Genomic DNA, 13,811 nt, shown 5'->3' on the forward strand with positions numbered 1-13,811 from the left:
GGCGGAACGGGCCGAGATCATCGATGATTCCGGCCACCACCCGCGGGCGGGTGAGCGCCCCGGCTCGGACCTCGCGCCGCGCTCACCCCGGCTCCGGAGAACTCTACGACAACGCCGACGGTGGCGGACCCGCCACGATCCGCGACCGGGCCGTGCGCGTTCCGAACCCGGGAACGCGCACGGCTCACACCCGCTGATCGCCGCGGGTTACAGCGTGCTCGCCAGGCGGTCGGCCAGGAGACGCGTGAAGCGGGCCGGGTCCGCGAGCTCGCCGCCCTCCGCGAGGAAGGCCGTGCCGTACAGGAGCTCGACCACTTCGGACAGTTCCGCGTCGTCGCCCCGCTCCTCGTGCGCCTTGCGCAGTCCGGCCACCAGCGGGTGCGCCGGGTTGAGCTCGAGGATCCGCTTGGTGGGCGGCACCTCGTGGCCCATCGCGCGGTAGATCTTCTCCATCGTGGGGGTCAGGTCCGAGGACTCGCCAACCAGGCAGGCCGGGGAGGTGGTCAGGCGCGAGGTCAGCCGCACCTGCCGGACCTCGTCGCCCAGCTTCTCGGTCATCCAGGCCAGCACTGCGGCGAAGTCCTTCTGCTGCTGGTCCCGCTCGCTCTCGGCGCTCTTCTTCTCCTCCTCGGTGTCGAGGTCGAGCTCGCCCTTGGCGATGGACTGCAGCGGCTTGCCGTCGAACTCCGGCACCGCGTCGACCCACATCTCGTCGATGGGGTCGGTGAGCACGAGCACCTCGTAGCCCTTGGCCCGGAACGCCTCCATGTGCGGCGAGCTCTCCACGACCTGCCGCGAGGCGCCGGTCAGGTAGTAGATGTGGCGCTGCCCGTCCTTCATCCGCTCCACGTACTGCCGCAGGGTCGTCAGCTGCTCCGGGTCGTGCGTGGAGGCGAAGGAGACGACGTCCAGCAGTGCGTCGCGGTTCTCGGGGTCGCTGAGCAGGCCTTCCTTGACCGCTCGGCCGAACTCGTTCCAGAAGGTCCGGTAGCGCTCGGCGTCGTCGTCCAGCATCGCCTTCACCGCCGAGAGCACCTTCTTGGTCAGGCGGCGGCGCATCAGGCTGATCTGGCGGTCCTGCTGGAGGATCTCCCGCGACACGTTCAGCGACAGGTCCTGCGCGTCCACGACGCCCTTGACGAACCGGAGGTACTCGGGCAGCAGCGCCTCGCAGTCGTCCATGATGAACACGCGCTTGACGTAGAGCTGGACGCCGCGGGTGCGCTCGCGGGCGAACAGGTCGGCGGGCGCGTGCGACGGGAGGAACAGCAGCGCCTGGTACTCGAAGGTGCCCTCCGCCTTGACCTGGACGGTCTCCAGCGGGTCGCGCCAGTCGTGGCTGATGTGCTTGTAGAACTCCCGGTACTCGCCCTCGTCTACCTCGTCCTTGCTGCGGGCCCAGAGCGCCTTCATCGAGTTGAGGGTCTGGACCTCGCGCTTGGTCCCGCCAGCGCCGTCCGGGCTGTCGACCTCCATCCGGATCGGCCAGGTGATGAAGTCGGAGTAGCGCTGGACGATCTGCCGGATCTTCCACTCGTCGGTGTAGTCGAAGAGGTGGTCCTCGGCGTCCTCGGGCTTGAGGTGCAGGGTGACCGAGGTGCCCTGGGGCGCCTCGGCCACGGTCTCGACGGTGTAGGTCCCGGCACCGGCGGAGCTCCACCGGGTGGCCGTGCTCTCCCCCGCCCGCCGGGTCACCAGCGTCACCTCGTCGGCGACCATGAAGCTGGAGTAGAAGCCGACGCCGAACTGCCCGATGAGCTCGTTCGCCGCCGCGTCGCTGGACTCCTTGAGCTTGCGCAGCAGCTCACCGGTGCCCGACTTCGCGATGGTGCCGATCAGCCCCACCACGTCGTCGCGGGACATCCCGATCCCGTTGTCCCGGACGGTGAGCGTGCGCTTTTCGCGGTCGACCTCGATCGCGATGTGCAGATCGGAGGTGTCCACCTCGAGGTCCTTGTCCCGGAACGCCTCCAGCCGGAGCTTGTCCAGCGCGTCCGAGGCGTTGGCGATCAACTCGCGCAGGAAGACGTCCTTGTTCGAGTAGATCGAATGCACCATCAACTGCAGGAGCTGCTGCGCCTCGGCCTGGAACTCGAGGGTTTCCGCCTGCGTACTCACTTGAGCTGCTTCCCCTTTCCCTTCGGGCACTGCGGGCGCGGGTCGAGTCGCAGGAGCGCCCGCGCACCACGCCAATTATGGCCAGCGCGCGGCACGCCCCTGCTGGAACCGGCGGAGGTCCGGGGAACTGCCCCGTTGCTACCGGTCCGGATCGCCCCACGTGACCGGCAGTTCGTGAACGCCGTAGATGTTCATGTCGGTGCGCAGCCGCACCTCGGCGGCCGGGACGGCCAGCCGGAGGGTCGGGAAGCGGCGCAGCAGTCCGGCGAAACCGGCCCGCATCTCGATGCGGGCCAGCTGCTGGCCGAGGCACTGGTGCACGCCGTGGCCGAAGGCCAGGTGGCCGCGGGCCTTGCGGTGCACGTCCAGGGCGTCGGGGTTCTCGAAGCGCTCGGGGTCGTGGTTGGCGGCCAGCAGCGAGATGGCGACCGTCGATCCCTCGCGGATCGTCTCCCCGCAGAGCTCGACGTCCTCCGCGGCGTAGCGGTAGAAGACGTCGGCGACCGACAAGTAGCGCAAGAACTCCTCGACCGCATCGGGCAGCAGGTCCGGGTCGGCGCGCAGTTCCGCCAGCTGCTCGGGGTGCTCCAGGAGCGCGAAGGTGCCCAGGCCCAGCATGTTGGCGGTCGTCTCGTGCCCCGCGAGCAGCAGCAGGAAGGCGATGCCGACCAGCTCCTCGACGGCCAGGTCGTCGTCGCGGGCCAGGTCGGACAGGATGTCCTCGCCGGGTTCGGCGCGCTTGCGGGTGACCAGTTCGGCGAGGTAGCCGGACATCGCGGTGTAGGCGGCCATCTTGTCGTCGAACGAGATGTCCCGGACCATCAGCTTGCTCGAATTGACCTGGAAGGTGTCCCGGTCCGCGTAGGGCACGCCGAGCATCTCGCAGATCACCAGCGACGGCACCGGCAGCGCGAACTCCTTCACCAGGTCGACCGGCGGCGTGAGCCGCTCCAGCTCGTCCAGCTGCCGCTCGGTGATCTCGGCGATGTGCGCTTCGAGCCGCTTCATCCGCTTGACGGTGAAAGCGCCGGTGAGCTTGCGCCGCAGCCGGGTGTGGTCCGGCGGGTCCATCGCGATGAACATGCCCGGCTCCGCCGGGGACGGCTCGGTGAAGACCGGCATGCCGGGCGTCTCGTACGGCAGGTGGATGACGCCGAGGTCCTGGCGGGAGCTGAACCGGGTGTCGGCCAGGGCCTGGCGGGCCGCGTCGTACCCGGTGATCAGCCAGCCCTCGTGCCCGTCGGGGAAGATCATCGGGCTGACCGGTCGGGACTCGCGCAGCCGGGAGATCCTGCTCGGCGGGTCGAACGGGCTCGCATCGCGCTCCACCGGCAGGCCGTGCGGAACGGGAACTGCTCCAGTCATCGAACTTCCCTTCGTGGTGGGTGCTGCGACCACCGTCGCCGACGGCGTTGACACGCCCCTGACACGGCTCTGACACCTCGGGGCGGGCTTGCGTCAACAGCCGGATCTCCGCCGGTGGACCGTGGCAAAATCGGCCTGGTGAAGATCGGGATGCTCGGACCGTTCGAGGTCCGCACGGAGGACGGCGTCCTGGTCGACGTGCCGGGTGCCCGGTTGCGCGGGCTGCTCGCCGCGCTCGCGCTCGCGCCGGGCCGCGTGGTCCCGAAAGCGGCGCTCGTGGACTGGATCTGGGGCGAGCATCCCCCGGCCGAAGCGGCGAACGCGTTGCAGCGCCTGGTTTCCCGGCTGCGGAAGGCACTGCCGCCGGGAACGGTGGAGGGGCAGCCGAACGGTTACCGGCTGGCGGTGCCCCCGGACGCCGTCGACGCCGTGCGGTTCGAGCTCCTCGTCGGTCAGGGCCGCGACGATCCGCAGCGGCTGCGCGAGGCCCTCGCGCTGTGGCGCGGTCCCGCCCTGCAGGACGTCGAGCTGCCGGACAGCGCAGCACTCGCCTCGGCGAGCACCCGTCTCGAAGGACTTCGCCTCGCTGCCGTGGAGGACCGGTTCGACGCGGAGGTCGGACTCGGTCGCGAAGCAGAGATGGTCGCGGAGCTGACCGATCTGGTGGCCGCGCACCCGCTGCGGGAACGGCTCGTCGCCGCGCTCATGCGCGCCCTGGTCTCGACTGGTCGCGACGCGGAAGCGCTGCTGGTCTACGAGCGCACGCGGGAAGCCCTGGCCGATGCGCTGGGCGTCGACCCCTCACCGGAGCTGTCCGCGTTGCACGGCGCGCTGCTGCGGGGCGAGCTGGGGCGACGCGAGGAGAACCGGAAGACCAACCTGCGCGCCGAGCTGACCAGCTACGTCGGCAAGGACGCCGACGTAGCCGCGGTCGGTCGGCTCGTCACCGAACACCGGCTCACCACCCTGACCGGGCCGGGCGGCACGGGGAAGACCAGGCTGGCCGCGGAAACCGCGCGCACGCTGGTCGACGGCATGCCGGACGGGGCCTGGCTGGTCGAGCTGGCCCCGATCGGCGCGGACGGCGACGTGGCGCATGCGGCGCTCGCCGCGCTCGGCCTGCGGGACGCGCTGCTCGGCGAGGCGCCGGACGCCGATCCGGTCGAGCGGGTCGTCGCCGCGGTGCGCGAGCGCGAGATGCTGCTGGTCCTGGACAACTGCGAGCACGTCATCGACTCCGCGGCGAAGTTCGCCCACCGGGTCCTCGGGGAGTGCCCGCGGCTGCGGATCCTCGCCACGAGCCGGGAACCGCTCGGCATCACCGGCGAGGCGCTGTGGCCGGTCGCGCCGCTGGGTCTGCCCGCGCAGGACGCCGCCCCCGACCGGATCGAGTCCTCCCCCGCCGTCCAGCTGCTGCGGGACCGGGCCGGTGCGGTGCGCAAGGACCTCGCCAGCGATGCCCGCGCGCTGACGACCATGTCGCGCATCTGCCGCGCGCTGGACGGCATGCCGCTGGCGATCGAGCTCGCCGCGGCCAGGCTGCGCACCATGTCGCTCGACCAGCTCGCCGACCGGCTCGACGACCGGTTCCGCCTGCTGACCGGGGGCAGCCGCACCGCGCTGCCCCGGCACCGGACGCTGCGCGCGGTGATCGACTGGAGCTGGGAACTGCTCACCGACGCCGAACGCGCAGTGCTGCGCAGGCTTTCGGTGTTCTCCGGCGGTGCGAGCCTGGAAGCGGCCGAGCGGGTCTGCGCGGGCGATCCGGTGGAAACCGGGCGAGTTCTCGAGCTGCTGACCGCGCTGGCCGAGAAGTCGCTGGTGCTGGCCGAAGGCGACCGGGTTCCGCGCTACCGGATGCTCAGCACCATCCAGGAGTACGCCGGGCACCGGCTGGCGGAAGCGGGCGAAGCGGATCTCGCGCGCCGTGCGCACCTCGCGCACTTCACCGAGCTCTCCCAGGTCTCGGACCCGCACCTGCGCCGGGCCGAGCAGTTGGACTGGCTCGCCGCGCTCGAGGTCGAGCACGACAACATCGCCGCCGCGATGCGCGGTGCGCTCGCGGCGGGCGATGCGGCCGGGGCGATGCAGCTCGCCGCGGCCGCAAGCTGGTACTGGTGGCTGGGCGGGCACAAGGCCGAGGGCAGCGAGCTGCTCCTGGCCGCCGCTGCCGTGCCCGGTGAGGTGCCCGACGAGACCCGGGCCGTGGTGTGCTCGTTCATCGTCAGCTTCGTGACCGCCGGGATGCTGGGTGATCACCACCGGGCGGCGGAGTGGATCAGCGAGGCGCACGAGCTCGGCCAACGCGTTCCGCACCACCACCCGGCGCTGAGGTTGGTCGCCCCGCTGGAACGTCTGCTGCACGAGCCGGACGCGGCGCTGGTCGCGTTCGAGCCGCTGCTCACCGACGAGGACCCCTGGGTGCGCGCCCTCGCCCGGCTGCACCTCGGCAAGACCCGGATCATGCTCGGCCACGAGGGCCGGGAGGTGGACGCCCACCTCCAAGCGGCGCTCACCGAGTTCCGCGCGACCGGCGAGCGGTGGGGGATCTCGTTCGCCCTGACCGAACTGGCGAACCGCATCGCCGCGCGCGGCGAGTTCGCCGCCGCGTGCGAGCACTATGAGCAGGCCATCGCCGTGGTCACCGAGGTCGGCGCCGTCGACGACGTGGTGCGGATGCGGTCCCGGCAGGCGCAGCTGTACTGGCTGATCGGTGATGCGGAGGCCAGCGCGGCCGCGATGGCCGAAGCCGGACGAATCGCAGAAGGAGTTGCCGGGCCGCACGAGCTGGCCGAGCTGGCCCTGGCGCGGGCCGAGCTCGCGCGCTGGCGCGGCGACGCCGAGCAGGCGCGCCAGCAGCTCGAAGCGGCGACCGCGGTGCTGGGCGCGGAGGCCGAGCGGGCGAACATCGGCGCGATGCTCCACGACCTGCTCGGCTACCTCACCGACGATCTCGACGAGTCCCGCGAGCACCGCACCGCGGCCTTCCACGCCGCGTCCGAGGCGGGCTACGCGCCGCTGATCGCCCAAGCTCTCGTCGGGATCGCGGACCTGGCACTGCGCCGCGAGCAGCACGAGCAGGCCGCGCGACTGCTCGCCGCGAGCACCGGCGTGCGCGGTCTGCCGGACCGCGCTCTGCCGGACGAGGCCCGGATCGAGCAGGCCGTGCGGGAGCAGCTCGGCGACGCGCGGTTCACCGAGGTCTCGCGGGAGGGGGCGCGGGCGAGCTGGCGCGACCTGGCCGCAGCCGCGCTCTCCCGCTGAGCTTCAGTCCTGGTGGGGGCGGCGGCAGACGTAGATCCGGGCTGGCGGGACGTTGCGCCACACCGTGTGCGAGGTCAGGACCTCGTCGAAGGTCAGGTCCAGGCGGCGGCGGAACTGGCGGGCGCCGGACATGCCCAGGGCGTGCACGTAGGCGAAGGTCGTGAAGGCGCCGCCCGGCGCGAGGACCGTGCCGACCTGGTGCAGGATGTCGCGCTGCAGCGTCGCGGGGAAGATCGACCACGGCAGGCCGCTGACCACCGCGTCCACCTTGTCCACACCGATCTCGGCGAGCAGCTCGCCCAGCCGGGCCGCGTCGCCCTGGACGACCTCCAGCCACGGCAGCTCGGCGCGCAAGTACTCGACCATGCCGCTGTCCAGCTCGATGGCCACCTGGCGGCCGCCCGCCGGGAGCCGCTCGGCGATCGCGCCGCTGAGCGCCCCGGTCCCCGGTCCGAGCTCCACCACCACCGGCGTGCCCGAGGTCGGCACCACGGAGGCCATCTCCCGGGCCAGGTTCGGCGAGCTCGGGGCGACCGCGCCGACCAGGTTGGGCTTGCGCACCGCGCGCTCGATGAAGGCGCGGTAGTTGGCCAACGTCGATCCGGCACCGGACCGGGGCGGTGCGGCAACGCCCCGCTGCCGACCGCGGGTCTGTTCGGCTGGAGTCACGGACGCCCTTCCCGGTAGGTGGTTCGGACTGGCTCGGCCCACCCTATCGGGCACTGCGGCGCGGAGGACGACCATGTGCGGCATCACATGCCGATCACCGCGGCGACCGTCCGCATTCGGACCATTACCGAACGAAAGGACCCACCCCCGGGAAACGGGGAATCAGGGCTTGTCGAATGGCGGGAGAAATCCGCGGGAATTGTGTAACGAAAACCGGTCGGCCGACGATGGGAACCGAATGCGCCGACCGCCGGTTCGAAGGAGTACGGGCCCGGGCGGGAACCGTGCGCCGAGCCCGCGCGCGCGTCCGCTCAGGCGATGCGCTCGGCCACCGGGCCGACCGGCTCGATCGCCTGGTCAGGGGTGCCGGGCTGCGGTCGGTTCACCCACTTGACCATCGCTCCCGCCACCGCCAGCAGAACAACCGCCTCAGCCGCCAGGGCCACCCACACCGTTGTCACTTCTTGCCTCCCTTCTGCGAACCTCCCCGACTTCCGCACGCGCGCGCAGGAGCGCCCGACCGCAACAGCGGGCAGGACGAACGGAAGAAGGTTTGGGGAACCGTGCTTGCAACAACAATCGTAGGCCTTTGTTTCGGCCGGATTAAAGGGACCCCGGGGTGTCTTGCGTCTCCCCCTCTTGGCCGTATCCGAGCAATGGCGCGACCGGTGGCGCAGACCACTCCGGGGCCGGGAAGAAACCGGCTCCCCGGCTGTTCTGCTGGGTGTGCGGCTCATCGACGTCGTGGTGATCGGGGCCGGTCAGGCCGGGCTGACCGCCGCCCACCACCTGCAGCGGACCGGGGTCGACCACGTCCTGCTCGATCGCGGTGCCGGTCCGGGCGGCGCGTGGCGGAACCGGTGGCCGTCGCTGCGCCTCGGCGGCGTGCACGGCATCCACCCCCTGCCGGGCGTTGCGATGCCGGAGACCGACGGGGCGCGTCCGGCGTCGGAGGTGGTCTCGGAGTACTTCGGGAGCTACGAGCGGGAACTCGCGCTGCCGGTGCTGCGCCCCGTGCACGTCCACGCGGTCCGCGACGGCGGCGAGCGGCTGCTGGTGGAGTCCTCGGCGGGGACGTGGGCGGCGCGCGCCGTGATCAACGCGACCGGCACCTGGGACAACCCGTTCTTGCCGCACTACCCCGGTCGGCGCGAGTTCACCGGCCGCCAGCTGCACACCGCTGACTACCGCGGCCCGGAGGAGTTCCGCGGGCAGCACGTGATCGTGGTCGGCGGCGGCATCTCGGCGGTCGAGCACCTGCTGGAGATCTCCGAGGTCGCGGACACGACGTGGGTGACCCGCCGACCGCCGAAGTTCACCGACGCGATGTTCACCCCGGAGGACGGGCGCGCCGCGGTCGCCGAGGTCGAGCGCCGGGTCCGCGCGGGCTTGCCGCCCGGCAGCGTGGTCAGCGCGACCGGACTGCCCAACAGCCCCGCGGTGATCGCCGCGCGCGAGCTCGGGGTGCTCGACCGGTTGCCGATGTTCCAGCGGATCACCGCCGACGGGGTCGTCTGGGCCGACGGCCGCGCGCAGCGCGCCGACGTGATCCTCTGGGCCACCGGGTTCCGGCCCGCCATCGCGCACCTCGCACCGCTGAACCTGCGCGCGCCGGGCGGCGGCGTTCAGCTGGACGGCACCCGCGCGGTCGCCGAACCCCGGCTGCACCTGATCGGGTACGGGCCGTCGGCGAGCACCATCGGCGCCAACCGCGCCGGTCGGGCCGCGGCGCGCGAGGTGCGCGAGCTGCTCCGGACCGGAGATCAAGAATGCCTTAAGTGACCCTGTCCAGGGACCAAATCCCCTGTGCGCCCGGCGCGCAGGACAGCAGAGTGCGCAGTGGCGACTCAACCGCGCCGAAGCGGCGCCATCTCCAGGAGAGGGGGAGGTGGCGCCGCTTCTTGCTCGCGTCAGGGCTTGCGGGCCACTCCCCCGGGTCCGGTGATGAGCGATTCGCCCGCCCACCGCTCCCCGGGGTCGGGGCGCCAGTCGAGCAGGTCCACCAGGCCGGGTTCGACCAGCTCCAGGTCGCCGAACATCGCGGCGACCTCCGCGTGGGACCGCAGGTAGAACCCGCCGATGCGTTCGCTGTAGAGCGCGGAGGCCCGGATGCGGGACTCGTCGACGCCGTCGCTGCCCGCGTGCGAGATCGCCACGTAGCTGCCCGGGCACAGCCGGTCGGTGTAGCGCGCCACGATGCCCGCCGGGTCGTCGCCGTCGGGCACGAAGTGCAGGACGGCGAAGAACAGCACCGCGATCGGCCGGTCGAAGTCCAGCGTGGACCGGACCTGCTCGTCGCCGAGCACCTCGTCGACGTCCCGGAAGTCGGCACGGATCGCCACCGCCCCGTCGTTGCCGCGCAGGATCGCCCGGCTGTGCGCGACGGCGACCAGATCGCTGTCGACGTAGACCACGCGGCAGCGCGGGTCGACCCGCTGGGCGATCTCGTGCACGTTGCCGACGGTCGGGATGCCCGAGCCCAGGTCCAGGAACTGGCGCACCCCGAGCTCGGCGAGGTGCTGCACCGCCCGGCGCAGGAACGAGCGGTTGGCCCGCAGCACCGCGGGCAGCGTCGGCATCATCTCCGCGGCCCGCTCGGCCAGGTCCCGGTCCACCTGGAAGTTGTGCGAACCTCCCAGGTGCACGTCGTAGACCCGGGCCGAGCTGGGCCGCCGGATGTCCACGCCCTGCGCCCACCACGACTGAACGTCCACTTCGCACCTCCGACCGCGGGGATGTGCTCCACCACACCGGATCGGCGCTGGGATGGCAAGACCTTGATCGATCACCGCTCGACCAGGGACAGCGCCTGCGACGGGCACACCGCCACGGCTTCGCGCACCTCCTCCGCCGCGTCCTCGTCCACTTCGGCCGCCAGCACCAGCACCCGGCCGTCCTCGTCGTTCTGGTCGAACCGCGCCGGGGCGGTGAGCACGCACTGCCCGGCCCCGACGCAGCGGTCCAGGTCCGCTGCTACTCGCACGTCCGCTCCTCCCCCCAGGTCACCGGGAGCTCGTACAGCCCGAAGACGGTCGCCTCGGACTTCACCGGCACCTCCTCGACCGGGACCGCCAGCCGCAGGTCCGGCAGCCGCCGGAACAGGGTGTCGAAGACGACCTGCAGCTCCATCCGCGCCAGGTTCTGCCCGAGGCACTGGTGCGGGCCGAACCCGAAGGCCACGTGGTGGCGGGCCTTGCGGTCGACGTCGAGCTCGTCGGGCCGGTCGAAGGCCTCCGGGTCGCGGTTGGCGGCGGACACCAGCGCCATCACGCCCTCCCCCGCTCGGACCAGCACGCCGCCGATCTCCACGTCCTCCAGCGCGACCCGCGAGGTCGCGCCCTCGACGATGCTGAAGTAGCGCAGCAGTTCCTCGACGGCGGGCAACGTCTTCGCCGGGTCCGCGACGATCGCCGCCCGCTGCTCGGGGTTCTCCAGCAGCGCGAGGGTGCCCAGCGAGATCATGTTCGCGGTCGTCTCGTGCCCGGCCACCAGCAGCAGGAACGCGGCGCTGACCAGGGCCGGGTGGTCGATCCCGCCGGACTCGAGCTGCTTGCGGGCCAGTCGGCCGAGCAGGTCGTCGGGCAGCTCGCGCTCCTTGGCCGCCACCAGGTCGTCCAGGTAGGACCGCAGTTCCCGGACCGCGCGGACGCGCTCGTCGAACGGCGTGGAGCGGTGCACCAGCCGCGAGCTGCGCTGCTGGAAGAACTCGTGGTCGTCGTAGGGCACGCCGAGCAGTTCGCAGATCACCAGCGACGGCACCGGCAGCGACAGCGCCGCCACCAGGTCGACCGGGCGGGGACCGGCGAGCACCTCGTCGATGCGGTCGTCGACGATCTGCTGGATCCGCGGGCGCAGCGCCTCGATGCGCCGGACCGTGAACTCGCCGAGCACCGCGCGGCGGGCCGCGGTGTGCTCCGGCGGGTCCATCCCGATCATCGACGGCGGCAGGTCCTGGAAGACGTTCTGCTGGTTGACCGTGAAGCGCGGGAACCCCGGGCGGCGGCGGTCCGAGCTCAGCCGCGTGTCGCCGAGCACCTGGCGGACCAGGTCGTGGCGGGTGACCAGCCAGGCGGAGTTGCCGCCCAGCATCGAGACCTTCGCGATCGGCTCCTCGGCGCGCAGCCGGGAGTACTCCGGGGCGACGGAGAACGGGCAGGTCCGGGCCTTGGGATAGGTGGTTGTCGGGCTGGCGGTCGGTTCGACCATCGTGACCCCCTGATCACCGAGCGAACAACTGGACGGTTCTCCTCCAGTTATAGCCAAGCGGAAGAAGATCGTCCAGTTATTTCCGGGGCGGAACATGCGACAATCCGCCCGAACAGCCAGCGGGCAGCACGAGCGAGGACCATGAGCACCGAGACCACGCCGCCACTCCGGGCCGACGCGCGGCGCAACCGCGACCGGATCATCAACGCCGCCCGCGCGGTGTTCGCCGAGCACGGCCCCGAGGTGCCGATGGAGGAGATCGCGCGGGCCGCCGGCGTCGGCACCGGCACCCTCTACCGGCGCTTCCCGGACCGCGACTCGCTGATCCGGGCGGTCGGCCAGGACGTCTTCGGCCGGGTGCTCGCCGAGGCCCGCGAGATCGCCGAGCGGGAGACCGACCCGTGGCGCGCGCTGACGGAGTTCCTGCTCACCGCCTCGGACCTGCACACCGTGCTGCGGCTGTCGGTGCACTCGCCGCGCGCCCGCGCGGTCCTGGGCACCGACCCGGAGCTGGCCAAGGTCCGCGGCGAGATGCTGACCATCCTGGACTCGATGGTGCGCGGCGCGCAGGAGTCAGGCGCGCTGCGCCCGGACATCGGCAGCGGCGACGTCGCCCTGCTGCTCTCGAGCGTGCTGCACGGCGTCCGCAACGTCCCCGACGACGTCCGCCGCGACGCCCCGGCCCGCTACCTGACCCTGGTCCTCGACGGGTTGCGGGCCAGCCCCGGCTCCGCGCTGCCCGGCCGTCCGGTGACCGGCGAGGACATCTCGATGGCGCGGGTCTACCCCGCGGAGTGATCCCGCCTGCCCGGCACCAGCAGCCGCAGCAGGTGGTAGCCGACCAGCGTCACCAGGGTGCCCAGCGCGATGCCGTTGAGGCTGAACTGCGGGGTGATCTCCAGCGACACTCCCCCGATGCCCATCACCAGACCGGCCGCCAGCGGCAGCAGGTTGACCGGGTTGCCGAAGTCCACCTTGTTCTCCACCCAGATCTTCGCGCCCAGCAGGCCGATCATGCCGTAGAGCACGACCGTGATGCCGCCGAGCACGCCGCCCGGGGTCGCCGCGATCACCGCGCCGAACTTGGGGCAGAGCCCGAACAGGATCGCCACCACCGCCGCCACCCAGTACGCCGCGGTGGAGTACACCCGGGTGGCCGCCATGACGCCGATGTTCTCCGCGTAGGTGGTGGTGGGCGGGCCGCCGACGGCGGTGGACAGGGTGCTGGCGAACCCGTCGGCGAAGATCGCGCGGCCCATGCTGCCGTCCAGCTTCGCCCCGGTCATCTCCTCGACCGCCTTGACGTGCCCGGCGTTCTCCGCGATCAGCGCGATCACCACGGGCAGCACGACGATGACAGCGGCGAGGTCGAAGCTCGGCGCGTGCAGCGCGGGAAGCCCGAACCAGGGCGCGTCCGCGACCGCGCTGAGGTCGAGGCGGGGGTGGGTGCCGACCACCCCGTTGGCGTCCGGCGCGGTGATCGGCCCGAAGCCCCGGTCGAACAGCCAGGACAGCGCGTAGCCGACGACCAGTCCGATGAACACCGCGATGCGCGACCAGAACCCGCGCAGCAGCGCGCTGCAACCGAGCACCACCAGCATCGTGATCAGCGCGATCCACTGGTCCTGCGGCCAGTAGGTGGAGGCGACCACCGGGGCGAGGTTGAAGCCGATCAGCATCACCACCGCCCCCGAGACGGCGGGCGGCAGCAGCCGGTGCACCACCTGCGCGCCGACGAAGTGGATCAGCAGGCCGACGCCCGAGAGCACCAGCGCGCACACCAGCAGCGCGCCGGTGACCGCCGAGCTGTCCCCGCCCCCGGCGCGGATCACCGCCACCACGCCCACGAAGGAGGCGCTGCTGCCCAGGTAGCTGGGGATCTTGCCCTGCACGATCAGCAGGAACAGGATGGTGGCCACCCCGGAGACCATGATCGCCAGGTTGGGGTCCAGCCCCATCAGCACCGGGAACACGAACGTCGCGCCGAACATCGCGACCACGTGCTGGGCGCCGAGCCCGACGGTGCGCCCCCAGGACAACCGCTCGTCCGGGGCCACCGCCTCACCGGGCCGCGGGGTGCTGCCGTCCCCGTGCAACCGCCAGCCGATGCCGAGCTTGGCGCCGAGTCCCTGCCGCATGGCGTGCCTTCCTGCTCCACCCGCCGCGCGGGCCAGTGATGTCGCGCGGAA

Annotated in this window: 11 protein-coding genes; 3 read left to right on the forward strand and 8 right to left on the reverse strand. The window is 72.0% G+C overall.

Features of this window, described 5'->3' with window-relative positions; genetic code table 11:
* Window positions 1-207: 207 nt before the first annotated feature.
* Together htpG and F1721_RS12600 are read right to left on the reverse strand one after the other, a co-directional pair.
* A complete protein-coding gene (htpG, locus tag F1721_RS12595; RefSeq protein WP_150066807.1) occupies window positions 208-2,118 on the reverse strand; it encodes a molecular chaperone HtpG in 1,911 nt (636 codons plus the stop codon).
* A gap of 138 nt (window positions 2,119-2,256) precedes the next feature.
* Entirely contained in the window at window positions 2,257-3,483 is a 1,227-nt protein-coding gene (locus F1721_RS12600) for a cytochrome P450 (RefSeq protein ID WP_150066808.1), read from the reverse strand.
* Window positions 3,484-3,621: 138 nt separating this feature from the next.
* Between F1721_RS12600 and F1721_RS12605 the strand changes: the two genes are divergently transcribed.
* Complete coding sequence (locus F1721_RS12605; RefSeq protein WP_150066972.1) at window positions 3,622-6,747, forward strand: ATP-binding protein; 3,126 nt, start codon at window positions 3,622-3,624, stop codon at window positions 6,745-6,747.
* Between the two features lie 3 nt (window positions 6,748-6,750).
* Here F1721_RS12605 and F1721_RS12610 read toward each other — a convergent pair whose 3' ends face one another.
* Together F1721_RS12610 and F1721_RS34395 are read right to left on the reverse strand one after the other, a co-directional pair.
* Window positions 6,751-7,308 (reverse strand): class I SAM-dependent methyltransferase, encoded by a 558-nt coding sequence (locus F1721_RS12610; RefSeq protein ID WP_150066973.1) that lies wholly within the window; start codon window positions 7,306-7,308, stop codon window positions 6,751-6,753.
* Window positions 7,309-7,727: 419 nt separating this feature from the next.
* Window positions 7,728-7,877: a hypothetical protein gene (locus tag F1721_RS34395; RefSeq protein ID WP_170301449.1), complete on the reverse strand. Its 150-nt coding sequence runs from the start codon at window positions 7,875-7,877 to the stop codon at window positions 7,728-7,730.
* A gap of 265 nt (window positions 7,878-8,142) precedes the next feature.
* Here F1721_RS34395 and F1721_RS12615 point away from each other — a divergent pair, with 265 nt between their 5' ends.
* On the forward strand, window positions 8,143-9,198 hold the full coding sequence (locus tag F1721_RS12615; protein ID WP_150066809.1) for an FAD-dependent oxidoreductase: 1,056 nt from the start codon (window positions 8,143-8,145) through the stop codon (window positions 9,196-9,198).
* A gap of 128 nt (window positions 9,199-9,326) precedes the next feature.
* On the opposite strand, the gene F1721_RS12620 is transcribed toward F1721_RS12615, so the two are convergent.
* The 3 genes from F1721_RS12620 to F1721_RS12630 form a co-directional block, all read right to left on the reverse strand.
* The gene (locus F1721_RS12620) at window positions 9,327-10,130 is read right to left on the reverse strand and encodes an SAM-dependent methyltransferase (protein ID WP_246154743.1); all 804 of its coding nucleotides are present in this window, start codon (window positions 10,128-10,130) and stop codon (window positions 9,327-9,329) included.
* Between the two features lie 71 nt (window positions 10,131-10,201).
* Window positions 10,202-10,399: a ferredoxin gene (locus F1721_RS12625; RefSeq protein ID WP_150066810.1), complete on the reverse strand. Its 198-nt coding sequence runs from the start codon at window positions 10,397-10,399 to the stop codon at window positions 10,202-10,204.
* On the reverse strand, window positions 10,390-11,622 hold the full coding sequence (locus F1721_RS12630) for a cytochrome P450 (protein WP_150066811.1): 1,233 nt from the start codon (window positions 11,620-11,622) through the stop codon (window positions 10,390-10,392). The genes F1721_RS12625 and F1721_RS12630 overlap by 10 nt, the downstream gene beginning before the upstream one ends.
* Before the next feature lie 141 nt (window positions 11,623-11,763).
* On the opposite strand from F1721_RS12630, the gene F1721_RS12635 reads away from it, so the two are divergent.
* Window positions 11,764-12,420 carry a TetR/AcrR family transcriptional regulator gene (locus tag F1721_RS12635; RefSeq protein WP_150066812.1) on the forward strand — a complete coding sequence of 219 codons (657 nt, stop codon included), beginning with the start codon at window positions 11,764-11,766 and terminating at the stop codon, window positions 12,418-12,420.
* Here F1721_RS12635 and F1721_RS12640 read toward each other — a convergent pair.
* Window positions 12,405-13,760 (reverse strand): uracil-xanthine permease family protein, encoded by a 1,356-nt coding sequence (locus F1721_RS12640; protein ID WP_150066813.1) that lies wholly within the window; start codon window positions 13,758-13,760, stop codon window positions 12,405-12,407. The genes F1721_RS12635 and F1721_RS12640 overlap by 16 nt on opposite strands.
* Between the last annotated feature and the right edge of the window lie 51 nt (window positions 13,761-13,811).

Source organism: Saccharopolyspora hirsuta (genome assembly GCF_008630535.1).
In the GTDB taxonomy this organism is placed as follows: domain Bacteria; phylum Actinomycetota; class Actinomycetes; order Mycobacteriales; family Pseudonocardiaceae; genus Saccharopolyspora; species Saccharopolyspora hirsuta.